Origin of the sequence: Endozoicomonas sp. Mp262 (genome assembly GCF_025643335.1) — a bacterium.
GTDB lineage: Bacteria > Pseudomonadota > Gammaproteobacteria > Pseudomonadales > Endozoicomonadaceae > Endonucleibacter.
Genome location: NZ_CP092489.1, coordinates 4,934,468 through 4,958,559, shown reverse-complemented (window position 1 = coordinate 4,958,559; position 24,092 = coordinate 4,934,468). Strand labels below are relative to the sequence as shown.

Annotated in this window: 18 protein-coding genes; 13 read left to right on the top strand and 5 right to left on the bottom strand. The window is 46.0% G+C overall.

Annotated features, from left to right (window positions below; all coding sequences use genetic code 11):
* Window positions 1-451: 451 nt before the first annotated feature.
* The 5 genes from smc (at window position 452) to MJ595_RS22105 (ending at window position 8,654) form a co-directional block, all read left to right on the top strand.
* Entirely contained in the window at window positions 452-3,964 is a 3,513-nt protein-coding gene (smc, locus tag MJ595_RS22125; RefSeq protein ID WP_263322567.1) for a chromosome segregation protein SMC, read from the top strand.
* A gap of 148 nt (window positions 3,965-4,112) precedes the next feature.
* Window positions 4,113-5,189 carry a cell division protein ZipA gene (gene zipA, locus MJ595_RS22120; RefSeq protein WP_263080306.1) on the top strand — a complete coding sequence of 359 codons (1,077 nt, stop codon included), beginning with the start codon at window positions 4,113-4,115 and terminating at the stop codon, window positions 5,187-5,189.
* Between the two features lie 142 nt (window positions 5,190-5,331).
* Window positions 5,332-7,374, top strand: a complete 2,043-nt coding sequence (ligA, locus tag MJ595_RS22115; protein ID WP_263080305.1) for an NAD-dependent DNA ligase LigA — start codon at window positions 5,332-5,334, stop codon at window positions 7,372-7,374.
* Window positions 7,371-7,958, top strand: coding sequence for a hypothetical protein (locus tag MJ595_RS22110; RefSeq protein WP_263080303.1), 588 nt, complete (start codon window positions 7,371-7,373; stop codon window positions 7,956-7,958). The genes ligA and MJ595_RS22110 overlap by 4 nt, the downstream gene beginning before the upstream one ends.
* Before the next feature lie 66 nt (window positions 7,959-8,024).
* Window positions 8,025-8,654 (top strand): hypothetical protein, encoded by a 630-nt coding sequence (locus tag MJ595_RS22105; RefSeq protein ID WP_263080302.1) that lies wholly within the window; start codon window positions 8,025-8,027, stop codon window positions 8,652-8,654.
* 13 nt (window positions 8,655-8,667) lie between these two features.
* On the opposite strand, the gene MJ595_RS22100 is transcribed toward MJ595_RS22105, so the two are convergent.
* The gene (locus tag MJ595_RS22100; RefSeq protein WP_263080301.1) at window positions 8,668-9,948 is read right to left on the bottom strand and encodes a MipA/OmpV family protein; all 1,281 of its coding nucleotides are present in this window, start codon (window positions 9,946-9,948) and stop codon (window positions 8,668-8,670) included.
* A gap of 442 nt (window positions 9,949-10,390) precedes the next feature.
* Between MJ595_RS22100 and MJ595_RS22095 the strand changes: the two genes are divergently transcribed.
* Window positions 10,391-11,623, top strand: coding sequence for a hypothetical protein (locus tag MJ595_RS22095; protein ID WP_263080300.1), 1,233 nt, complete (start codon window positions 10,391-10,393; stop codon window positions 11,621-11,623).
* A 58-nt stretch (window positions 11,624-11,681) separates the two neighbouring features.
* Here MJ595_RS22095 and MJ595_RS22090 read toward each other — a convergent pair whose 3' ends face one another.
* From MJ595_RS22090 to MJ595_RS22080, 3 genes are read right to left on the bottom strand one after another with little or no spacing between them, the layout of a single operon-like run.
* Window positions 11,682-11,903: a YheU family protein gene (locus tag MJ595_RS22090; protein WP_263080299.1), complete on the bottom strand. Its 222-nt coding sequence runs from the start codon at window positions 11,901-11,903 to the stop codon at window positions 11,682-11,684.
* The gene (gene tsaA, locus MJ595_RS22085; protein WP_263080298.1) at window positions 11,900-12,640 is read right to left on the bottom strand and encodes a tRNA (N6-threonylcarbamoyladenosine(37)-N6)-methyltransferase TrmO; all 741 of its coding nucleotides are present in this window, start codon (window positions 12,638-12,640) and stop codon (window positions 11,900-11,902) included. Before tsaA ends, MJ595_RS22090 begins: the two co-directional genes overlap by 4 nt.
* A 49-nt stretch (window positions 12,641-12,689) precedes the next feature.
* Window positions 12,690-13,841 (bottom strand): PatB family C-S lyase, encoded by a 1,152-nt coding sequence (locus MJ595_RS22080; RefSeq protein WP_263080296.1) that lies wholly within the window; start codon window positions 13,839-13,841, stop codon window positions 12,690-12,692.
* Between the two features lie 40 nt (window positions 13,842-13,881).
* Here MJ595_RS22080 and MJ595_RS22075 point away from each other — a divergent pair, with 40 nt between their 5' ends.
* Window positions 13,882-14,040, top strand: a complete 159-nt coding sequence (locus MJ595_RS22075; protein ID WP_263080294.1) for a hypothetical protein — start codon at window positions 13,882-13,884, stop codon at window positions 14,038-14,040.
* Window positions 14,041-14,348: 308 nt separating this feature from the next.
* The gene (locus tag MJ595_RS22070; protein ID WP_263080293.1) at window positions 14,349-16,457 is read left to right on the top strand and encodes a hypothetical protein; all 2,109 of its coding nucleotides are present in this window, start codon (window positions 14,349-14,351) and stop codon (window positions 16,455-16,457) included.
* Window positions 16,458-16,593: 136 nt separating this feature from the next.
* Here MJ595_RS22070 and mnmH read toward each other — a convergent pair whose 3' ends face one another.
* Window positions 16,594-17,712, bottom strand: a complete 1,119-nt coding sequence (mnmH, locus tag MJ595_RS22065; protein WP_263080292.1) for a tRNA 2-selenouridine(34) synthase MnmH — start codon at window positions 17,710-17,712, stop codon at window positions 16,594-16,596.
* 1,252 nt (window positions 17,713-18,964) lie between these two features.
* Here mnmH and thrS point away from each other — a divergent pair.
* From thrS to MJ595_RS22040, 5 genes are all read left to right on the top strand, one after another.
* Window positions 18,965-20,896, top strand: coding sequence for a threonine--tRNA ligase (gene thrS / locus MJ595_RS22060; RefSeq protein ID WP_263080291.1), 1,932 nt, complete (start codon window positions 18,965-18,967; stop codon window positions 20,894-20,896).
* Between the two features lie 157 nt (window positions 20,897-21,053).
* Complete coding sequence (infC, locus tag MJ595_RS22055) at window positions 21,054-21,596, top strand: translation initiation factor IF-3 (protein WP_263322566.1); 543 nt, start codon at window positions 21,054-21,056, stop codon at window positions 21,594-21,596.
* Window positions 21,597-21,722: 126 nt separating this feature from the next.
* Complete coding sequence (gene rpmI, locus MJ595_RS22050) at window positions 21,723-21,914, top strand: 50S ribosomal protein L35 (protein ID WP_263080290.1); 192 nt, start codon at window positions 21,723-21,725, stop codon at window positions 21,912-21,914.
* Window positions 21,915-21,946: 32 nt separating this feature from the next.
* Entirely contained in the window at window positions 21,947-22,303 is a 357-nt protein-coding gene (rplT, locus tag MJ595_RS22045) for a 50S ribosomal protein L20 (protein ID WP_263080288.1), read from the top strand.
* A gap of 132 nt (window positions 22,304-22,435) precedes the next feature.
* Complete coding sequence (locus MJ595_RS22040; RefSeq protein ID WP_263080286.1) at window positions 22,436-23,752, top strand: hypothetical protein; 1,317 nt, start codon at window positions 22,436-22,438, stop codon at window positions 23,750-23,752.
* Window positions 23,753-24,092: the final 340 nt, after the last annotated feature.

Below are 24,092 nucleotides of genomic sequence, written 5' to 3'. Positions count from 1 at the left end.
TTTTTCAGGTCTGATTCATACCGAAAGCACATGGCCGGTTTTTATTTCGGAAAAGGCTACTTTTCTATTACCTTTAATCCTGTGTAAACTCTTAAGGATTGGGTGAATACCTTATGGCACGGCATAGGGGCTGTTGATGTTTTATCGCAGGACAGCTGGCTAGTCAAGCAGCGGAAAGATAAGAGACTGGCTGAGAAAGGCTTGCCCTATTGTGGTGGTTAATTGAGTTGAAAATTCGCTTTTATTAGAACTGTTGATTAGCAGGGAAAAGTGAATTTTTACATGTGGCTTTCTGCCACCCTCGCTATGGGCGCTATTCTTGGTCAGCCTCCTGGGAATCTGTCTGGGGGATGTTTTCAATATGGAAGTCACTTTTCATATAGATTTCTGGTATTTATAGCGGTTGGCACGATCATTCGTTCACCGGCAAGGCGATGAGCTTAAGGAAACAATGCGTCTAAAATCCATAAAACTGGCTGGTTTTAAATCATTTGTCGATCCTACGACAGTCCATTTTCCCTCCAATATGTGTGGTGTGGTAGGCCCTAATGGCTGTGGCAAGTCCAACATTATTGATGCGGTGCGCTGGGTAATGGGGGAGTCATCGGCTAAACATCTGCGTGGTGAGTCCATGACGGATGTTATTTTTAAGGGCTCAAACAGCCGTAAGCCTGCCGGCCAGGCCTCTGTAGAGCTGGTGTTCGATAACACCGAAGGCAAGGTCACCGGAGAATACGCTGCCTATAATGAAATATCCGTTAAGCGCAAGCTTACCTCTGAATCGAAAAATTTCTACTATCTCAACGGCAGTAAATGCCGCCGTCGGGATATTATGGATATCTTTCTGGGTACCGGACTGGGTCCCAGAAGCTACGCTATCATCAGCCAGGGCATCGTTTCCAACCTGATTGAATCCAAGCCTGAAGAATTACGGGTTTTTATTGAAGAAGCGGCAGGTATTTCCAAATACAAGGAAAGACGCCGTGAAACGGAAAACCGTATTCGCAGAACCAATGAAAACCTGGAACGTTTGACTGACCTTCGCGATGAACTGGGCAGGCAGCTGGGACACTTGCAGCGTCAGGCTCAGGCCGCTGAAAAGTACAAAGAGTATAAAGCGGAAGAACGCCTGAAAAAGGCCCAACTGTCTGCATTGCGCTGGCAGGCCCTGAATCAGGGAGCGCTGGCCCAGGAGCAAACCATCCGGGAGCTGGAGGTGCAGCTGGAAGCGGCAGTCAGTCAGCAGAGGGCGACAGATGCGGATATGGAGCAGGATCGTACCGCTCAAATGGAGTTAAGTGATACCTTCCATGAAACCCAATCCCGGTATTATGGTACCGGTAATGAGGTGACCCGAATTGAACAAACCTTGCGCCATCAAGAGCAGCGGGCACAAGAGTTGACCAGTGATCTGGCCCAGGTGGAGCAAGGCTGGCAGGAAGCCCGGGAACAGCTGGCAGATGACCGGCAGCAGCTGGAATCTCTACAGGCTGAGCAGGTAGAGCTGGAGCCGGAGCTGGAAATGCTTCAGGAGCAGGAAGACACCTCCGGTGATCGTCTGGCTGCCGCTGAAGAGGCCATGCAGAACTGGCAGCAGGACTGGGATCACTTTAATCAGCGCTCTCACGAACCCAGGCGCATTGCCGAGGTGGAGCAATCGAGAATCCAGCATGCCGAACAAGTGCTTGGCCGGCTGCTGGAACGGGAAACCCGATTGGCCGAAGAACTCAATGCTTTAGGCGGGGGGGAAGACCAGGAGGAAATGGAAACCCTGGCCGAACGTCTGACAGAACTGGAACTCAGCCGTGAAACAGTGGAAATTCGCCTGGAAGCAACAACCGCCGAAATCGAATCCAAACGTGAGGCTTTGCAGCAGCTGGTTAAGCAGCTGGATAGGCATAAAACGGAACTGAACACAGCAAGGGGGCGCCAGGCTTCACTGGAGGCTTTGAAGCAGGCCGCAGCTGGACAAGACTTTGGAACAGTGAACTGGCTGGAGGAATGCCAGCTCCAGAGTAATCCCCGTTTGCTCGAAAGCTTGAGGGTGGATACAGGTTGGGAAAAAGCCGTTGAAACTGTGTTGGGTGATGCTCTACAGGCCGTTTGTGTGGAGAAGCTGGAACCGCTGGCCGGATTATTGGGTAATCTTGAGCAAGGTGCTCTAGTGCTGCTGGAGCAGGGGGCAAGTGGAACACCTTTCGCAGGTCAGGTGAGTGGTTTACTCCCGCTTATCAGCAAAATTTCTGAAGGATTGGATAATCCTGATCTTCTCCATGGCATCTATGCTGCAGATAGTCTGGAACAGGCGCTTGCCCGGAGGAAGCAGCTGCAACCGGGGGAGTCTATTGTGACCCGTGACGGGATCTGGTTGTCATCCAGCTGGATACGGGTCAGTCGCTCCATTGATAGCCAGGCGGGTGTCTTGGAGCGGGAACAGGAGCTGGAACAGCTAAGCCTGAAACTGGAAGAGCTGGAAAATACGGTTGAACAGCTCAAGAACCAGCAGGATGATATTACCGCGCAGCTGGAAGAACATGAGACACAAAGAGATAGCCAGCAGCGCCAGCTTAGTGAGTTAAACAGTGAGCAAGGTAAAGTCCGGGCCGAGCTGGGGGCGAAAAAAGTCAAGCTGGAACAGTTCTCTGAACGGCGTGGGCGTTTGCAACAAGAGTTAAAAGAGTGTCAGGAGCAGCACCAGAACGAACAGGAAGCAATAGGGGAGTCCCGGTTACGTCTTCAGGAGGCCCTGGACATAATGGAACAGGATATCGACCTGAAAGAAGAACTGCTGGAGAAAAAGGAGATTTGCCGTAATCATCTGGAAGAAGTCAGGCAGCAGGCCCGCACCGATAAAGACCGTACCCATCAGCTGGCATTAAGACAGCAAACCATTACTGCCCAGATAAGTTCTGCCCGCGCTGCCATTGAAAGGCTTAGCCAGCAGACCAATAAACTGCGTGAACGGCGAGAGTTTCTGAATGAGTCATTGGCCCAGGCCAATTCCCCTGAGTCAGATTTGCAGGAACAGCTTGAGGAATTATTGGCGCGAAGGCTGGAGGAAGAAGAGGCCATGCAGCAAGCCCGGATGGTGCTGGAGGAAGTAGAACAGCGTATTCGTGAGAACGAAAAAATACGACACAGTGCTGAACAAAAGGCAGAACGTTTTCGTGGGCAGCTGGAAAAACTGAGAATGGATTGGCAGGCTATGGAGGTACGAAGAACCTCTTTGGCCGAGCAGCTTCGTGAAGAACAGTTTGACCTGGAAACTGTTCTCGAAAATTTACCGGAAGGAGCCAATGACTCTGTCTGGGAGCAGGAACTGGAAAAGCTTCATGCACGAATTGAGCGTCTGGGGGCCATTAACCTTGCTGCCATTGATGAATATGACAGCCAGTCTGAGAGAAAGCGCTATCTGGATGCGCAAAATGAAGACCTGGAGTCAGCACTTAACACGCTGGAAAATGCCATCAGAAAAATTGATAGGGAAACCCGGCAGCGGTTTAAGGTGACCTTTGATAAGGTTAATACGGGATTGCAGGAACTCTTTCCAAAGGTGTTTGGCGGAGGGCAGGCTTATCTTCAGCTAACAGGGGAGGACTTGCTGGATACTGGGGTGGCCATTATGGCGCAACCTCCCGGCAAGAAAAACAGTACCATTCATTTGCTCTCCGGTGGTGAGAAGGCGCTGACCGCGATAGCCCTGGTTTTTGCAATTTTTCAGCTTAACCCATCGCCGTTCTGTATGCTCGATGAGGTGGATGCTCCTCTGGATGATGCCAACGTGGGCCGTTATGCCAAGATGGTTAAGGAAATGAGCGAGCGTGTGCAGTTTGTTTATATTACCCATAATAAAATAGCCATGCAGGCTGCCAATCAGCTGGTAGGTGTGACTATGCATGAGCCTGGCGTTTCCCGTCCGGTATCTGTTGATATTGAACAGGCGGCAGCCCTGGCAGAATTATAAATGTTTGGATTAATACTGAATTTTGTAATTGTTATTTGTGAGGTTAGAATGTTATCTATGGGTTTTGAGCAGATAAAATAATTTGAAGCCAGATAGCATAAAAGCGCAGCGAAGGAGCTGCATTGAGGGTATATAAGACACCATGGACATGAGTTTGCGTGAATGGCTCGTTCTTATCGGGATACTCGTGATAGCTGTTGTTATTATTGATGGGTATCGTCGCTTGCGCCTGGCCAGGAAGAGGGCGAGTGAATTAAGCTTTGGCCTGGAAGAGGTAAAAGGAGACACTGATGACTTTAGCAGTGAGCTTCCCAATGGAGGTGCCAGGAAGCCAAAAGGTCATTTGAGGGATTATTCTAACCAGGAGCGTCATCTATCGAAACGGGTTGAGCCTGAGTTATCCGGTATGGGCTTTGGTGAGGATAATAACACCCTTGGCCAGGAACCGGAGAATTCTGGTGAGGTTGAGATGGAACGGTCGAAACGGTCAGAGTCTTTCCAGCAGCCTGCGGTCGAAGAGCAGAACAGTTCTTCTGGGCAGGTAAAAGAGGAGGATGCTGTGCCTATCCTGACCAATATTGAAGATTCGGGAACAGACGACTCGGCAGTAGTAAGAAGAGTTAAGGCTGAAAAGAGCTTTGTCTCCCGAAAAAGTCGTAGTACTGGTGATAAGGTTGAGCAAGGGACTCGAGCAAGGCTTAAGTCTTCGGATCAGCTGTCCAGACGAAAGGGGCAGAAACCGGAAGTAAAGGCTGAGCATGCAGAAAAGCTTAGTGACCGGGGGCCAGCGGCTGAAGTGATTGTTATCAATGTCATGGTGAAGGGGCAGGAAAGTTTTGATGGCCAGCAGCTGATGAATTCTGTCATGGCTGCGGGCATGCGTTTTGGTGATATGTCTATTTTTCACCGCTACACCAATAGTAACGGTACAGGCAAAATCCTGTTCAGTATGGCTAACGGGGTAAAGCCCGGTAACTTTAACCTGGAAGAGCTTGAGCAAACCTCAACGCCTGCGGTCAGCTTTTTTATGGGGTTACCGGGACCGGAAGACCCTATCAGGGCATTTACCAAAATGGTAGAAACGGCCAGGAAGCTGGCGCTTGATGTGGGAGGGGAGCTAAAGGATGAACAGCATAGTGTTATGACACTACAAACCATCGAGCACTGCCGTCAGCGTATTATTGATTACGAGCGTAAACAGCTTACTCACAAAGTACCAGGCTAACCTTTCCATGCCACTGGAATGAGACTGCTATATAAGGGTGGCAATCGCTGCCCTTTTTTCTATTCAGGCAAGCGGCAGTTTCTGTTCATAGGGCCTGACATTTTATCGACCAGTGGAAAATAACCCTATCCTCATATTATCTATGTCAAAAGTTACAGCTACTGTCCCGGCAGAGCAGGAAGTTCTCCAGCTGCGGGATCAAATTCATTATCATAATCACCGCTACTATGTCCTTGATGATCCGGAAATTCCCGATGGTGAATACGATCGCTTAATGCAGCGCCTGAAAACCCTTGAGGCAGATCACCCGGAATGGGTGACAATAGACTCTCCAAGCCAGCGGGTGGGTGGTGCGCCACTGAAGTCCTTTGGTCAGGTTCGTCATGAAATGCCCATGCTGTCCCTGGATAATGCCTTTGATTCTGAAGATCTGAAAGACTTTAATCGCAGGGTCAGTGAGCGGCTGGAAACCCATGAAGCCATTGAATATATTTGCGAACCGAAGCTGGATGGTATTGCCGTTAGCCTGCTTTATGAGGATGGGATTCTGGTTCGGGGAGCCACCCGCGGTGATGGTTCCACTGGCGAGGATATCACCCGGAATATTCGTACCATTGCTGCCATTCCACTGAAGTTAAGTGGTGCGGGCTGGCCTGAAAGGCTTGAGGTTCGCGGTGAAGTTTATATGCCCAAGGGTGGGTTTGAGAAGCTGAACCAAAGAGCCAGGGATCGGGGTGAGAAAGTATTTGCCAATCCCCGCAATGCTGCCGCAGGAAGTCTCAGGCAACTGGACTCAAAAATTACCGCCAGGCGACCCTTGACCATGTACTGCTATGGTACAGGCATTGCCGAGGGAGGTGAGTTACCGGCAAAACATGGTGATATTTTATCCCGGCTGGGAGAGTGGGGATTAAGGGTCAACCCCGAGATTAAAGTGGTCAGGGGGATTCAACGTTGTGAACAGTACTATCAGGATCTTGAAGAGCGCCGTCAGAAGCTGCCTTATGAAATAGATGGTATTGTTTATAAAATCAATGATATTGATTTGCAAAATAAACTTGGTTATGTGGCTAGAGCGCCCCGCTGGGCCATTGCCCGCAAGTTTCCCGCCCAGGAAGAAATGACGGTGTTGAAGGGGGTAGACTTTCAAGTTGGTAGAACTGGTGCAATAACTCCAGTTGCTAGACTTGAGCCTGTTGTTGTTGGGGGAGTGACTGTTAGTAATGCCACGCTTCATAATATGGATGAAATTGAGCGGCTGGGGCTTAAAGTAGGTGATACAGTGATTGTTCGCAGGGCGGGGGATGTTATTCCGCAAATTGTGAATGTGGTGATATCACAACGAAATAATCAGGCAAAGAATATTGTTATGCCTGATCACTGTCCTGTCTGTGAGTCGGATATCGAGAGAGATGAGGGTGAGGCAGCTGCCCGGTGTACTGGTGGACTCTATTGTTCTGCCCAGCGTAAGGAGGCGATTAAGCATTTTGCTTCCCGGAAGGCACTGGATATTGAAGGTCTTGGTGACAAACTGGTTGAGCAGCTGGTGGAAAAAAAGCTCATATCAACAGTGGCTGATTTATATAGCCTGACTAAAGGACAGCTGGCAGGTCTTGAGCGAATGGGAACCAAGTCAGCACAAAATCTTCTGGATGCCCTGGAACGAAGTCGTCATACCCAGCTGGAACGGTTTGTTTACGCATTAGGTATTCGTGAAGTTGGAGAAGCTACAGCCCGCAGTCTGGTTAATCATTATCGTACACTGGAAGCAATAATGGCTGCTTCCGTTGATGATCTCCAAACGGTGGATGATGTTGGACCTGTGGTGGCTGCCCATCTTGAAACGTTTTTCAGGCAGGCCCATAACTGTGAGGTGATAGATAATTTAAGGGAGAAAGGTATTCACTGGACTAATAAAGAACCCGTGAATGACCAAGGGGAGCAACCGTTAGATGGACAGACCTGGGTATTAACCGGAACCCTTGCCACCATGACTCGTGATGCGGGTAAAGATATTCTGCTAAGTCTCGGTGCCAAGGTGGCAGGCTCTGTTTCCAAAAAAACCTCAGTGGTTCTGGCTGGAGAAAAGGCAGGCTCAAAACTGGCCAAAGCGGAAAAGCTGGGAGTAAAGGTTGTTTCCGAAGATGAATTCCAGGAAATGTTGCGGGGGTGGGGAGTTGCATGAGGCTTGCAATAAAAAGGCTTTTATTAATTATATTAATAGGGGGAGGATTGGCAGGCTGTGCCACCAGTACCACTCCCCCCTCCAAACCCCATAACCTGTGCAGCATATTTAAAGAAAAGCCTGACTGGTATAAGGCGGCAAAGAAGTCCCAGGATAAGTGGGGGACACCTGTTCAAATCATGATGGCCATTATGTACCAGGAGTCCAGCTTCAAGCATGATGCTCAGCCACCGCGCCCCTGGTTTTTGTTTATTCCCTTACCCCGCAGGTCATCGGCTTATGGTTATGCCCAGGCCCAGGATCCGGTTTGGGGAGAATATCTGGAAGAGGCGGGGGGCTGGTTTGCCAACCGGGAAAACTTTGCTGACGCCATTGATTTTATAGGCTGGTATAACCATAAGAGCCGCAAGATCAACGGGGTCTCCCTCTGGCGGGCAGATTTGCTTTACCTTAACTACCATGACGGTTGGGGAGGCTATCGGCGGGGCACCTGGAAATCAAAGGATTGGCTGAAACGAACCGCCAGGAAAGTCAAGTGGCGAGCTAGTGAATACGGAGAGCAGCTGCGACGCTGTAATTTATAGCATTTATCTGTTTGTCTGCTTGCGGGTACTGTCTGCGGGCCGGGGTGAGCTATCCTTCTGGTGTAGATGCTTACCGTCGTCGGATGTCAGCGCTCAGTGGTGTTAAATTATTGGATAACATGGCTATATAAGGGACTCTTATTAAGTGTCCTTGTGTTAATGCTGGCTGATTGTGATAACAGCCAGCCGCCTACCAGGCCTCAAGACCTGTGCAGTGTGTTTAAGGAAAAGCCTGGCTGGTATCGCCAGGCAAAAAAATCTGAGGCTCGCTGGGGAACATCAGTACCTGTCATGATGGCTATCATGTATCAGGAGTCATGCTTCAGGCAGGATGTCCGCCCCCCGCGCCGTTGGTTCTGGATAATACCTTTACCCAGAAAATCTTCTGCCTATGGCTATGCCCAGGCGCAGGATGCTGTGTGGGGAGAGTATTTAAAGGAGGCGGGGGGCTGGTTTTCCAGTCGGAAAAACTTTGGGGATGCCATAGACTTTATTGGCTGGTATAACCATAAAAGCCATCGGATCAATAAGGTATCACTGCAACAAGCTGACCAGCTTTATCTTAATTACCATGAAGGTTGGAGAGGGTTTAGAAAACAACATTGGAAGTCTAAAAAGTGGTTGCAGAAGACAGCAAAAAAAATACAAAGCCAAGCTGCTAAGTATCAGGTACAGCTCGGCAAGTGCCATTTATAGCGATTTATCCGACCTAAAAATCAAACTGTAGATACACCGTATTATAATTACTGCCACCCTTGATCCGGCCAAACTGGGAGGAGCGCTCAAATATAGATGAGCGGTGGTGCATACTGTACCCCAGCCAGATTTTATCCAGACCACGGTTGCCGATCAGTTGACCAATGTTAAAATCAAAGCTGATATCAAGATAATTCATCAATCGGTTTTCACTGCTTTCTTTTCGCTCCAGCTCGGCTTTTTCAACGTGGGTTGCCCTGGATACATAGGATAACCCCTCTGCCAGGCCAATACGCCACTGGGTCGGCCAGTTAAGGGTATAATAAGCCTTCATGGATATCACCCCTTCGATTCCCCGTTTTTGGGTATCAGATTGATGATGCCAGACTAGGCCAGAATGCATATATAAATCCAATGGCAGGTCAAAGGTGTTTTTCATCAGGGGGTGGCCGTAAAAAACGGAGCTGAGAGTATCATCAAACCCCTCTGAGTCATTTTTTCCACTAAGAATTTCTCCCATGTCGGAAGGTGTTGCCCAGCCATGGGCAATCCGGAGATAGCTACCATCAGGCATGATGCCATTACCGGTCACTGGTGTCCGGTCCCCCATTATCATTATGCCTGCATTGGCTGCTGCTTTATAATTACTGCTAAGAAACTGGCTTTTACGTGCCTGGCTATCCAGTTGAGTGTATTCCAGTCCTGCAACCAGATAGATGCCCCTGGTTAGATGATATCGGGTGTCAATCCCGATAGAGGCTTCAATCCCTCCTCCCAGCCGGTGGCCACTAAGATGGGTTCCACCATAGTAGTAGCTATTGTATCCAGCATCTTTGATGCGGAGCTGGATATAAGGCTCGGTTTTGAACCTCGGGCTTTCAAATTGCCACTCATGGCCTATATCCAGATAAGTGGCATGGTGCAGATCAGACATGGCTGTTGCATACCAGCGTTGACTGTTATTTACCTGATAACGCAGACGTGCTCCCCAGTCAGTGGTATCCATTCGATATTCCTGGCCAACTTTTGCAGGCAGATCGCCAAAGCGCATGCGCCCCAGGAAATCCAATGACCACCGGTCTCTTCGTAGTAGCTTAAAACCGCCCGCACTGCCTTCAAGAAAGAATATGTCTCCGTTGTAGTAGAGTTCTGGAACCAGGTTGCTGCTGGTATCACTGTAGGTATTGAAGGGAACATGGGCGTAGCGGACGTTTAGGCCCAGTCCCCAGATATTGGGGTTGTCATCCAGAGAAACCCCGGTAGAAGCTGTAACAGGTGTTATTGTTAGAGCCAAAGCCAAAAGAATACTGGTAGTAAGGCCTTTTTTACCAGATTTGAGCGGCTTTTCATTGTTGTAATAGTTAAGCATTTGAGGTCTTAATGGGTAAATTGATAGATGGCAATTTTACTCTATTTGATATTGTTTATGGAGTATGGAAGTTTTATTTGGCTGTATTTTTTTCGAATATTTTGTTTTTTTTTATCCATGTTACTGAAAAAATAACTATTATACTGGTAGTTAGTTTCTAAGCTATAAGCAGTTTGAAAATAAGGTATTTTTAGCTTGTTGATTGAGTATGTTAAATACTAAACGTGTTTTTAATGAGTTCATTAAACTATGGTTTCTGGCTAAGTGCAGTTTAACATCGATATAGATGTTTGTTTCACGGTTACCTTTCTGTTTATTTTGATGGGTGGCAGTAATTTACCAAGTCTTCCTTTTGGGGAGAGTCTTAATGAGCAAAATATTTGTTATTTTTTTCTCATGCTTTTTTGCACTATGGGTTCATTCAGGGAACGCTGGAAAATTAGCTCTATCTGATGATGCTGAAACTGAACTTGAAGTAAAGGACATGCGTAGTGCGAATTTGCCTTTTTGTTATTATAGGGTTGAGGCTTATGCTGAACTCTTTCCTGATGAAGAAGTGACTTTTAAGTACTTTCCTGTGGCGAAGAGAAAAAATATAAATCCAGATGATCCACAGCTAGAAAAAGTAGTGGCACTTTTTCAATTTAAGGAAATAAATTTTGGGGTGACTGTTTCTCAGAATAATGATGCACATAACTCCGACATGGAAAATAACGTGCCAAATGGTGAGTTTTATCCATTTGCCCATGATTTTCAACGCTATCTGGTGAAGGACGATGAATTTTATAATATTTCCAGTTCAATGGTTGTGAACCCGTGGTCTCCTTTTTTTATACGGTTTATGAGGTTTTTTTTAGAGCAAATAAAAGATGTTCGTTATTTGGCGAAACAATATTTTTTACAGAAATTGAAGGTGTTGAAGGATGGCAATGACCAGCCATACTGGGTTAGAGAGATTCAATGGGAAAAAGAGCGAGATGGAAATGAAAGTGACAATGAGAATTGGATAGAGAGTGGCAGTTTATTTGAGTACTTTGATTTGGCAAAGATTGTTCCAGAGGTGGTTGATGGTATAAATGTACGACAAAACTTATGTGTATGTGAAGTTGATAGAAAGTGCAGAAATGAAAAAGTAATGGCAGATTTTTATCCAACGGAAGAAATGATTCCTATTGTTGGTCATCTGAGACAATATATGACTGTTGATAAAACAGGTAATGTAAATTATTACTTGAGTGATATCGATACATGTTATCAGCTAGCAAATGCTAAGCTAGAGCAAGAATACATATGGGTAAAAGATAACATTATCAGCACTTTGGAAGAGGTGAGTAATATGGGGGATGATATTTTACTAGGGTTATTGTATCCGAGTTCTGGATCGGATGTCAGTTATAGAGCTAAATTAGATCAACCGAACATGTTTGGAACCCCCGCAGGAAATAAGCGAAAAAGAGAACCAGAGGGAGATCAAGAACCGATAATGGGTCTCAGTGGTGATAAAAGAAGAAAATTTATTCATACATCTAGTGTTTCTCAAGTTAAATCCAGTTCTAGATCAAGTTCATCAAAAAATAGAAAAAGGCGTGGGAGGCGGTGAGCATAATCTAGCCTCACTCCCAGGCTTCTGAGAGTGAGGCGATAGATTTATTTGCTTCTTACAGTTTTGAGCCAAGGTCTTTTTTACACACAATATTGGCTGTCTGACTTTCACTGTCAAAAACAATAACCGCCTCTTCTGTTGCCAGTTGCTTCATCACCATGGCAACACGGCTGGTCAGATCCTGGTCAAAGCCATTATCTGTGCCATCGCGGCTAACGTACTCTTCGATCAGGCTATTTAATGTTTCTTTTTCAAGCATCTGGTAGGGAATGATCACTCCGGTTCCTTTATGTCTTTGTTGTATTCAAGGTCTGTTACAAGAAAATAATCCCCCCGGGATTCCCAGACCACATTAATATCCCAGAGTGCTGTGCCGTGGCGACGATGGGTGGTCTCCCCGAGATAAGCTGGTCGAGGGTCTTGCCCGAGAATTTGCTCAATCAGTGTTATCAGCTGGCGGCCTGTTCGTTGCTGATAGGTTTCACACTTTTTCCTGGCCTGCTCCGAGAATTTTACCTCTGCCAGGGTAACAGGTAAGGGTGCAAAGCCGCCCATTGCCTTTGGAATGGCATCGGCGTAAGGCAGGTAGGGTTTAATATCAATAACCGGTGTGCTATCCAGAAGGTCAGCGGCACCCAGTTCGAGTATGACTTTACCATTGCCTGAGCGAATGCCCTTTAGTTCCACCACCGACATGCCTATGGGATTTGGCCTGTGGGTTGAACGTGTGGCGAATACCCCCATACGCTGTTTGCCACCCAGGCGGGGAGGGCGAATGGTGGGGCGCCAGCCTTCATTCATGGTCTGGTGAAAAATAAAATGAACCCAGATATGGGAAAAACCTTCTATACCCCGAATCAGGTTTTCCTGATTATAAGGCGGTAACAGTTCAAGTTCCGCCTCGGCAGCAGTGACGATGCCGGGCTGCCGGGGGATGCCAAACTTTTGCCGGTAACAGGAGTGGATAACGCCAACCTGTTGGAACTGGAATTGGGCAAGGGTGGGTTTGCTCACTGAAGGGGTTCCATAAAATCAGTGAAGGTTAACGGTTCCCAAGGGATTTTCAAGTTATCTTATACACCGCTTTTTTTATCCTCTCCACAGCGGTTTCCAGCAAGGCCCTGCTGCAACCAAAGTTTAACCTTAAAAAGTTGGCATCACCAAACTGGGCACCGGGTGAGAGACCCACACCGGCTTCTTCAAAGAAGCGGTGAGGATCATCAAGCTGTAGTTTACTGGCATCAATCCAGGCCAGGTAAGTGGCTTCAACAGGGTTCATACGGAGTCCGGGAATGGCATTAATGGCTTTCAGAAGATAGTTATGGTTACTTCTCAGGTATTCAAGCATGCACTGCCGCCAGGGTTCTCCGTGTCGATAGGCTGCCTTGGTGGCGGTAAAGCCCATCAGCATATTATCCGGGGCTGGCACTATACCTTTTCGCGTGTTTTGAAAACGGTGTCGAAGCTCACCGTTGGGGATGATCGCAAAAGCACAACCAAAGCCTGCCAGGTTAAAGGTTTTAGAGGGGGACATTAAGGTGATGGAGTGGTCCAGGGCATGCTGGCTGATAGAGGCATAAGGCGTATGTTTACAGGTTTGATCCAGAATAATATCGCAGTGTACTTCGTCTGAGCAGACCACCAGGCTGTGTTTGTGGCACAGTGTCTCTATGGCCTTAAGCTCTGATGGGGTCAGCACCCTGCCGTTGGGGTTCTGGGGGTTGCAAAGTAGTAGTAGTTTGGTATCTGTAGTGATTTTATTTTCCAGTTCATTAAGGTCCAGGCGCCATGTTCCATTGATTTTTTGCCAGTTAACACTGATGGATTGTCGGCCTCCCAGCTTGGGAGCCATTAAAAACGGGTAATAGACAGGCACGGGAACGGCAACTGTTTCACCTTCTTTAGCCACAGACCTTACCGCCAGGTTCAATGCCGTGACCAGACCTGGCAACCACACCAGCCATTCCGGCTGGATATCCCATTGATACAGATTATGAAGCCGCTCCACTACCAGTTGACTCAGTTCTTCATCCGGGACGGTGTAACCAAAAATACCGTGATCAATACGCCGGGCTAAGGATTCAATAATTTCCGGGGCAGTGCGAAAGTCCATATCTGCCACCCAAAGAGGGATAACGTCTTTATTTTTATAACGATCCCACTTCAGGCTTGAGGTATGACGTCGGTCAATTAGGGTATCGAAATCCGGGTTCACTGCTCTTTTCCCCTGGGTTATTAATTATTTTGGATAAGGTATGGCTGATCCTATAACAAATGCCTGTGAGCAGAAAATGGTGTTTACACTGAATTATTTACAGGCTCATTCCAAAGGCTATGAAAAAAGTTCGGCACTTCGCCATAAGGTGTTTAAGGACGAAGCAGGCTGGGGTAAGTCTTTCACGCACTGGTACTAGTCAACTTGCTTGCAGGGCTTATAGCCTAAAGGTTCCACAAGAAGAAGCCTTATCTGAAAATTCAACACTCAGGACTGGTTGAAGTGGCTGGATAGCTCTTATGTTTGACTCAGGTCGCTTTGCTAATTGCTGGTGTGCTCCTGGTTGGTTTCATTATTTTTGCTACTTTATTAGTAATATTTACGACAATCGATGCTTATTATACGAGAATATCTGATTTTCAGGCTAACTGATTAATAAATTCAACCGCGTAGTAATTAACGTCTATGCATGTCCGGAAAAATTTGTCAACAAGTAGTAGTCAAACAATGATTTATTCATATTCAAAGTTATTAACCAATAATTTTCTAAAAGCTATCAGTTTTACACTAATTCTGATAGCATTTGCACCACAAACACAGTCATTATCCTTTAAAGATAAGTATAAGGTGATTTTTAATGGCCATGAAATAGCCACTCTTAGAAGGTATATAATTCAAGAAGATACAGTTGTATTTCAGTTTTATGAAAATATCATGAAACATTCCCTTCAAACATCTCCCAGTGGTTATAGAACCATTGATGACATTGAATCATTAATTAGCCTCAAAACGGTTGAACAACATCAGTCGACATATTGGAAATACTTAGACTTAATCATGATATTTGAAGAGATGCTGTTGTGTTTTTTTCCAGCATATGAAATTCCTTTTCAACGACAAGAGCGATCAGATAACAGTGCTGACTCATACGATTATATAGAAGAAAATATTGATTCAGATAACAACAATATAGTCGAGTTATTTCAACAACTGTATGATGTGGCATTAGATATAATTGCTACTACAAATGCAAATATAGATAGAGGCATCCATGGAAGTGTCGATGAGATTATCTCGAGAACCAGACATGTATATATCGGTGAAACTCGCGAAAAGTATAATAGGATAAGGCGTAATATAAAGACATACCTATTAATGAAAAAATATTCCTTTGAGAGACTGAGGAGGATGAGAGAGAAAACATTCTTTAATAGAGATAGACGCCGAGATACAGAAAGCGGAGCCTATCTTAGGTTTTGTAGTAAACATCCATGGATGGAAGTAACAAATCAAGTTTCGTTTGATGCAGTAAACAATTCCATACGTCAAGCATTAGATAACTTGCTAAAAATAGCTGTGCAAATCCCAAGTAAATATGATTGTTATATATTTCCTGATCAAACTCGATTTTGTGATTTAAGTAATGCTACTTTCTACTTTAGAATGCATGTTGTGGATGAGGAAGGTCGCGTGACTAATCGCGATATCCCTCTTCAACCTATCCACAATGAGCATCTTATAGATGATGACCTTCCACAGTCACATTTTCCGTATATGTTCATTCGCCGACTTATAGGTCGAAATAAAACAGAGTGCTCTTTAGTTCATCACACCTTCAGTGATGAAAATAAAAACTACGAAGAATATAGGGGAACCGACTATGTAGAATACAGAATTTATCTTAATGAAAAGCATCGTGAGGAGAGAACGAAAGATTACAAGAGTGAATTTTATAAAAAATATAATGCGGGTTATCGTTGGAGACGCCCATTCATTTATCATTCTATCCCCGCTGATAGGGAAGTCAATGTGAACAGTAATGGTGACAGGGAGTTGCTAGTATGTGGTAGTGCTCATGGCAATAGTAATGGTGGTTCTATGTGCTGCGATTTTCATACTGCGTCACATAAACACTCTGTTTATGAAGGCCCAGCCTGCGTAGAACCTCATGAAGAACACTCAGATTGTGAAATGGACTGCAAAAAACCGCCCTCAATCCCTAATCGTGGTTCTGCTTTACAGACAATACTTCAAGCTTTGGCAAGCAATCATGATACAAGTCCGGAACAGATTCGATACTTATTTTTTTTTGGTGAGACGATGGCTCGCTACTTTAATGAATTGGTCAATGACCAATCCAGTCAAGGTGCTATGGTGGCTCCTGAACAGATTGCTGTTTTTGATTCGCTTTCCAGCACAAGTAGCAACATAATTGGCGCATATCAAGTTTTTGTCTTTGACCAACAGACTAACATGATACATCAAAGGGATTCTGACAATGATCCTCACCCCTCCCATGTCACGACCGACTACCAGCTGAGTGAAGATTGCACGCAAGTCGTTCGGATTACCATTACGGATGCGAATCCCACCCTTAGCAGTGTACAAGTACTTGTTTTTGATGCAACGGAGTACGACTCACTCTTTGACGTAACCGGAGAAACAGCGGGGTTTGATGATCCTGATGACGGAATAAGTGCTATACCAGTAACGCCATCCTCAAGTGTTCCATTAAACACGACAGAGGAGGACGTTACCGGATCGGATGAGCTTCGCCTGGAACCAGACGAGTTTCTACTGAGAGAGCTACCTTTCTATCCGAGTTCCGGGCAATAGATTTACAGGTGGAGTGATTACTGAAACTTGTAGTAAAAAAGAGTAAAACATCGTATGTGGTTATTGAAGTGCATGCACTCTACCAACTGCTTACTTTGAATCATCATCCCCGCGAATGCGGGGATACCACAAGCTTTCAGGCCTGAGTGAGTTGTGAGTAATGGTCTGTGATAGCTTGACCATCTCCCCTGAAGATAATCTCACCCTGTTTTTGTTTGAGCTGGTAGTCGTACATGGGGTCGTAGTATTCAGTCAGCAGGGCGGCTATAAGTGGTTTATAGCCTGCCGTGTCTGATTGGCTGCCATGAAGGGCTATGGCTGTTTCCAGCAGCTCGGATAGCTGTTGATACCTTAAGCCACCCAGGCGTTTCTTGATGCGGAACAGGCTGTCACGAAGACCGTTAACCAGTTGTTCTAACGGGGCATTTTTATCCTGATCCACGCCTTTCAGGTCATTCAGGTTGTCGATAATGTATTCCTGGACACCAATGTCAACCCGCTTTTCAATGGATTCTTCAAGCAGAATAACGGGAGCAAGCTGCATTTTGTCCCTGAGGGACTGTGGCAGGCTACAGCGACCAATCAATTTGCTTTCATCTTCCAGAATAATGGGACGGCCTGGTTTAAGGTGCAGGTGCTTCAGGAAAGCGATGGCTAACCGGTTTTCAAAGTCGATTTGAGTGGGCTGACCACCCACCCGCCGTCCAAAACTTGAACCACGGTGATTGGCAATGCCTTCAAGGTCAATGCTGTCATCCAGTTGGTGAAGAAGGCGGGTTTTGCCAGTACCGGTTTTGCCGCTAAGAATAATGATTTTGCTGCGCTCAATGGATTCTTCCAGCTGTTCCAGCAAAAAGGTACGCATGGCTTTATAACCGCCTTTTACCAACGGGTAGTCATAACCCGCATCTTTGAGCCAGGCCTGGGTAATATGTGAGCGCTCGCCACCCCTGAAGCAAAAAAGATAACCACTAGGGTTTTCTTTTACATAATCTATCCAGTGAGCCATGCGCTGCTTGCGGACATCATCGGTGGCCAGTTTTTGTCCCAGTTGAACAGCGGCATCATGCCCATACTTTTTATAGCAGGTTCCTATGAGGATTCGCTGCTCATTATCCAGTATGGGGATATTGGTTGCTGTGGGAAAAGTGCCTTTGCTGTATTCAAAGGGGGATCGAACATCCAGTAAAGGGATATTGTTCAGGAAAAGGCCCAGGTAATCTTCGGTTTCAGTATCAGAGGGGATTCCGGTCATTGATAGTCAGGGTACGGCAGTTGAAAGCGTATAGTGTGGGATTCATTGAAAAGATTTGCAAGGCTGGATATTTACTGTTTATGAAAATAACAATTGATACTGTTTAATATTTGTTATTAATAATTAATTAGGGTGTTTTTAAATGGAGTGAGGGTTGGGGTTTTGTTTATTTAATAAGAACTTTTCTGTATGTATATTGAGTGTGTTTTTGGATTTATCTTTTTGCTGTCGGGTTTTATTTTTTAAGACTCTCCGCTTTTAATATGCCTCTGTTTTTCTATTGGGTTGAAGTGAGTGGTTACATACTTCAGATTGCTTGTTTTTAATGGTTATTATTTTCTTATTGTTTAAAGGATATGATGGATAATTTTATTCTTTTGTAATAGGGTTACTGTTTTATTATATTCTATACTTGGTCTTTTTTTTATTTTTTAATGCTCGATTTTTAAAATGGATGGTTGTGTTTTTTCTGCCAACTGCTTTTTTTTCCATAAACTATGGAAGAAGGAAGTGATAAAGAAAAAGCAGCTTGTAAAAGATTTAAATCTATTTTGCTTAGGGGAAGATATTAGTGGCTTGATAGGCCGCTATAGCCATTCATCAATGAAAGGAACTACAGTAAAAATCTGTCTATAATCCTGCTAGGGGCTATTGATGTTTTATCGCGAGCTCAGTGGTTCGTAAAGCGGCCTTACGCAATACCCAATGGGGCACACCGGGCGAACTGGTGCAGCGCGTAGTTATTCTAAGTCAAGCCAGTTTAACGCAGTCGGAAGGCCGCTTTACGAGCCAATCGGAGAGCCACAAAGCCAGCGCTTCCGTGCCGTCGTTGCAGCAGCTTGAAAGGCATGAGCACGTGTGACCTTTAGGTTATTCCTGCGCTGCTACGCCTAGCCACGAAAACGCTGGCTTTGGCTGAGCACGCGATAAAACATCAACAGCCCCTAGCTTGACACCTCTATAGGCAGCCTTGGAGAATACAGGGTCCAGCCCAGATTTTCCTCAGAGGGTGTTTGAAACAGGTATTGGCTCGAACCCGGGTCACAAACTTACCTTCAGATGAACTCTCAATACCGTATAGCGGTAAGGAAATCCATGCACTTCCTGGTATGAGGTGCCACTGGTAATGCTCGCAGCCCCTGGTATGGGTTGCAATGAGCGAAAAACATGCAGCTCCTGGTATGGGTTGCCACTGAAACTTAGGTTCTGTGAACAGAACCTGACCTTATTGAAATCAAAGGATACCTTACGTATGCCCGTAATTACGCTTCCCGATGGCAGCAAGCGCGAGTTTGCTGACGCTGTTTCCGTGATGGAAGTCGCCCAGGATATCGGCCCTGGTCTTGCCAAGGCAACTCTGGCAGGTCGAGTTAATGGTCAGCTGGTGGATGCCAGCACCCCGATTAAAGAAAATGCTGAATTGGCCATTATCACGTCTCGTGATGAAGAGGGCGTTGATATTATCCGCCATTCCACGGCTCATTTATTGGCAATGGCAACCCAGGACTTATATCCGGGAGCACAGGTTACTATTGGTCCCGTGATCGATAGTGGCTTTTATTACGACTTTTCCTATGAGCGTGCCTTCACACCAGAAGACCTGGAAAAGATCGAGAAGCGGATGGATGAACTGGCTAAGCAGGATATGGCCATTGAACGGGTGGTGATGAGCCGCTCTGAAGCCGTCAGTGCATTTAAGGCGCTGGGTGAAGAATATAAAGTTGAAATTATCAACGACCTGCCAGACTCTGAAGAGATTTCTGTGTATCGTCAGGGTCAGTGGATGGATCTGTGCCGTGGCCCCCATGTCCCCTCTACAGGTAAACTGAAAGCGTTCAAACTGATGCGGGTAGCAGGTGCCTATTGGCGGGGCGATTCCAGCAATGAAATGCTGACCCGGATTTATGGCACAGCCTGGGAAGATAAAAAAGCGCTTAAGGCTTATTTGAAACGTCTGGAAGAGGCAGAAAAGCGGGATCACCGTAAGCTGGCTAAAAAGCTTGACCTGTTCCACATGCAGGAAGAAGCGCCAGGTATGGTGTTTTGGCATCCTAATGGCTGGGCTATCTACCAAGAGCTGGAACAGTACATGCGCAAGAAGCAGAAAGTGCATGGCTACCAGGAGATCAAGACACCCCAGCTGGTAGAGCGTACCCTGTGGGAGAAGTCTGGTCACTGGGATAAGTTCAAGGATGACATGTTCACCACCAATTCAGAGAATAAGGACATTGCCATCAAACCGATGAACTGTCCTTGTCACGTGCAGGTGTTTAACCAGGGTCTGAAGAGTTACCGTGACCTGCCTATGCGTCTGGCAGAGTTTGGTTCCTGCCACCGTAATGAGCCTTCTGGTGCCCTTCATGGGATTATGCGGGTTCGGGGCTTTACCCAGGATGATGCCCATATTTTTGTGACAGAAGACCAGATTCAGTCTGAGGTCTCTGCCTTTATCGATTTCCTGCATGAAGTTTATGACGACTTTGGTTTTGACCGTGCCAACCTGATTTACAAGCTCTCCACCCGCCCTGAAAAGCGGGTAGGCTCTGATGAAATCTGGGATAAGGCTGAAAAAGCGCTGGCGGAAGCCCTGGATGCCAAAGGACTGCCCTGGGAGATGCTGCCCGGTGAAGGGGCTTTTTATGGCCCTAAAATTGAATTTTCCCTGAAAGACTGTATCGGTCGTGTGTGGCAGTGTGGTACTGTGCAGGTGGATTTCTCAATGCCAGGTCGTCTGAGTGCCGAGTATGTGGATGAAAGCGGTGAGCGGAAAACCCCGGTCATGTTGCATCGTGCTATTCTGGGATCCTTTGAACGCTTCATTGGAATTCTCATCGAACACTTTGAAGGTGCCATGCCACCATGGCTGGCTCCAACCCAGGTTGCTATCCTGAATATCACCGATAGACAAAGTGATTATGCCCGTGAATTGCAAAATACTTTGTCAGAAAGTGGATTTAGGGTAAACGCGGACTTGAGAAACGAGAAGATCGGCTTTAAAATCCGCGAGCACACCTTGATGAAAGTTCCTTATCTGCTGGTTATTGGTGATAAGGAGATGGAAAACCGAACTGTTGCGGTAAGAACCCGCATAGGTGAGGATCTGGGTGTGATGCCAATAGAAGCGTTTATTGATCAGCTGAAGGCCGACGTTGCAAAGCGTGGCCGTATTTCGGCTGAAGGCTGACGGCAGGTTTGAATGGCCGCTGTAGCACAACAAGGCTGGCTCTTTATGGAACCGGCCATATCTTCTACGCTTTTGCGGCCTCTGGTGGATCGGGTTAATTGATTACATGCACTACTAACCCGACTCGCTTCTTGATGTTTATACAGGAGATACCCCTATCAGACGTAACAGCTTCCGTGATCGTCGTCCTCAGAAAGCGCCGATTAATGAAAATATCCGTGCCAAAGAAGTCCGCCTGATTGGCGCCGAAGGTGATCAGGTCGGCATTGTCGATTTGCGAGACGCTTTGACCATGGCCCAGGAAGCGGGGCTGGATCTGGTTGAGATTAATGCAACCAGCGAACCGCCGGTCTGTAAAATCCTGGACTACGGCAAGCATCAGTATGAGCTGAAGAAGCAGAAAGCCGCAGCGAAGAAGAAACAGGTTCAAACCCAGGTGAAAGAAGTCAAGTTTCGCCCGGGTACTGAAGACGGGGATTATCAGGTCAAACTGCGCAACCTGGTACGTTTCCTGACTGAGGGTAACAAGGCGAAGGTCTCCCTTCGTTTCCGTGGCCGTGAGATGGCTCACCAGGAACTGGGCATGGAGCTGATGAAGCGGGTTCAGAATGACCTGCTGGAAATCGGAACCGTTGAACAGTTTCCGAAAATGGAAGGCCGTCAATTGATCATGGTGATTGCCCCGAAAAAGAAGAAGTAATCCGTTTGTATAAAAACCGGCTACGGACTTCTTGCTAAAGACCACGTAGCCGGTTTTTTTATTGCGATTACTATCCATTTAAAATTTCGGCATCCTGCGGGATGACCCAAATGCGGAGTGTTTTTCATGCCAAAGATGAAAACCAACAGTGGCGCCGCGAAGCGTTTCAAGAAAACTGCTTCCGGCTACAAGCGCAAAGGCGCGTTCAAGAGCCACATCCTGACCAAGATGACTACCAAGCGTAAGCGCCAGCTGCGTGGTACCTCTCTGGTATCTCCCGCTGACGTGGGTCTCGTAAAGCGCATGCTGCGCGACTAATCGCTTTTTTTCATTTTTTCAGGAGATAACTCATGGCTCGTGTCAAGCGTGGCGTCATTGCACGTCGTCGTCACAAGAAAGTTCTTAAACAGGCTAAAGGTTATTACGGTGCGCGTTCCCGCGTATTCCGCGTAGCCAAGCAAGCTGTCACCAAAGCGGGTCAGTACGCTTACCGTGACCGTCGTCAGCGCAAGCGTCAGTTCCGCGCTCTGTGGATTGCCCGTATCAACGCTGGTGCTCGCACCAACGGCCTGTCCTACAGCCGTTTCATTGCTGGTCTGAAGAAGGCAGCAATCGAAATCGACCGTAAGGTTCTGGCTGATCTGGCTGTTCACGAGAAGGCCGTTTTCGGTCAGCTGGTTGAAAAGGCAAAGGCTGCTCTGGCCTAAGCTTTTAAAAGCCCGGTTAACATAAAAAACCTTATCCGCTTGGGTAAGGTTTTTTTATAATGAATAAAGCTTATGACATTTTTTTGCTGTACTAGGATTGTTGCAGTCATAGGTTTTAAAAAGAATAAAGTAATGAGAAATTCAAGAGTTTTCAGCTTGTTTTTTGTTTTTTCGTCTTTGCTATCGTTTTACGTAGTGGCGGAGTACAGGAAAGATGATATCTCTCTTATGGATGAGTTGCCTGTTTTAGAAAAGAAAGAGGAGTTTTTTTGGAAAGCAGGGATCGAATGGCTCTATAGTCGGGTTCCAGTTCCCCCTGTTCTTAATGTTTGGGTGTTTCCTGTTTGTTTGCCTCCTAATAATGAGCGGCAAATGTTCAAAACTGTAATGGATGATATGTCGGACTATAATAATAGGTTAAAAAGTTTACAGCTCACCGGTGCCAGGGATTTTACTTACAATAATTGCTGTTGTTCTCTGGAGGAGCTTGCGAAAAACAATCTGTATCATTTTCCCATTGAAAGGTTGAGTGATATAGGCGGATGGGATAATCCTGATATTGCTATAGGTTTTATCAGATCCACATATTTGGAAAGCAAGTTTGAAAAAAATAATTCAGCTGATGCAATTGATCTGCTGGCTAAATCAGGAGTGTGTTGTGCTGATGGTCCAGCACCAGACTTCCATTTATCCTTTGCTCTGAGATTAGAAACCTTCAATGGGAAACCTGATGCAATGGGTTATCCAGGGAAAAAAAATTGGCCGGCGTGGGCAGCTATTCAGGATACAGGATTTATGGCTAAAAGTTATGCTATTTATACCGGTGTTGATGATCGGGTTGTATTTATGCCTTGTCGGCACTCATTGATAGCATTTGAAAAAGGAGACCAGCTTGAGGCAGAGCATGCCAGATATTTTCCTGAGTGTCCTGTTTTATTAGCGCGCTATGGTGCTGATGGTGTTAAGCAGCTTATTGCAACAGCCGATGCCGAAAAAGCAGCTAAGCCCTACTCTCAGCCTAAAAATGCTAATGAAGAACTGGAGAACCAGGGGTATAGTCAGATGGAGATTGATGAGGCATATATGGATTTATATTCTAATTTTAATTTTGATCGAAGTAATATACCTCTGGAATGTAGTGTGCGAATGGCAATTCAAATAATGAAGACAAAGCATGCAAAGTCACAGGCTTTATCCCAAGGAACTCAATCATTAGTATCAACGTCTAGCTCTGCAACTGCCCAAGCTCAAGATGGTGCTGCTAATGGGGCGGATGATTCTAAAAATGAATGTGTAGTTTGTATGGATCAGATGCGAGAGATTATTTTTTTGCCGTGCACTCACTTAGCTTGTTGTAAGGCATGTAGTGAGGAAATTAATAAAGATAATAATCAATGCCCTATCTGTAGAACCAAGATTGCACAGAAGATAAAGTTTATTTCGCCTTAGGGATGCTTTCGGGCATACCTCTCTCTGTTTTCTCCTTTCCCATGGACGACCAGAATCGTTCTCAGCTCCATCTTTTGGCAGTCATTAATAAACTGAAAAGTATCCTGCATTTCTTTCTGAAAGAGGGTGTAGTCATCATGGTTCATGGCTGACTTCTTTTAACCTGAGTATTTAATGGTTATCTTTTTAAGTCTAGGGAGACGTAAAAGCAGATTTTTCCAGATAAAGAATGATTCGTGAATGATTTATTGTTCGGAGTTTGCTATCAGCCAGAATTTGCTCGATAGCTTTCTATATAAAGCAGTGAAGAGATTCATCAGCAATTCCCGCAAACCAGATT

What these genes read in the sequence shown, in the direction of transcription:
- zipA (WP_263080306.1), top strand. Translation starts at nt 4,113, where the DNA reads ATGAGTTTGCGTGAATGGCTCGTTCTTATCGGGATACTCGTGATAGCT.
- smc (WP_263322567.1), top strand. Translation starts at nt 452, where the DNA reads ATGCGTCTAAAATCCATAAAACTGGCTGGTTTTAAATCATTTGTCGAT.
- MJ595_RS22110 (WP_263080303.1), top strand. Translation starts at nt 7,371, where the DNA reads ATGAGGCTTGCAATAAAAAGGCTTTTATTAATTATATTAATAGGGGGA.
- rplT (WP_263080288.1), top strand. Translation starts at nt 21,947, where the DNA reads ATGGCTCGTGTCAAGCGTGGCGTCATTGCACGTCGTCGTCACAAGAAA.
- MJ595_RS22075 (WP_263080294.1), top strand. Translation starts at nt 13,882, where the DNA reads ATGGCTGATCCTATAACAAATGCCTGTGAGCAGAAAATGGTGTTTACA.
- ligA (WP_263080305.1), top strand. Translation starts at nt 5,332, where the DNA reads ATGTCAAAAGTTACAGCTACTGTCCCGGCAGAGCAGGAAGTTCTCCAG.
- rpmI (WP_263080290.1), top strand. Translation starts at nt 21,723, where the DNA reads ATGCCAAAGATGAAAACCAACAGTGGCGCCGCGAAGCGTTTCAAGAAA.
- thrS (WP_263080291.1), top strand. Translation starts at nt 18,965, where the DNA reads ATGCCCGTAATTACGCTTCCCGATGGCAGCAAGCGCGAGTTTGCTGAC.
- MJ595_RS22040 (WP_263080286.1), top strand. Translation starts at nt 22,436, where the DNA reads ATGAGAAATTCAAGAGTTTTCAGCTTGTTTTTTGTTTTTTCGTCTTTG.
- MJ595_RS22070 (WP_263080293.1), top strand. Translation starts at nt 14,349, where the DNA reads ATGATTTATTCATATTCAAAGTTATTAACCAATAATTTTCTAAAAGCT.
- MJ595_RS22095 (WP_263080300.1), top strand. Translation starts at nt 10,391, where the DNA reads ATGAGCAAAATATTTGTTATTTTTTTCTCATGCTTTTTTGCACTATGG.
- mnmH (WP_263080292.1), bottom strand. Translation starts at nt 17,712, where the DNA reads ATGACCGGAATCCCCTCTGATACTGAAACCGAAGATTACCTGGGCCTT.
- MJ595_RS22105 (WP_263080302.1), top strand. Translation starts at nt 8,025, where the DNA reads ATGCTTACCGTCGTCGGATGTCAGCGCTCAGTGGTGTTAAATTATTGG.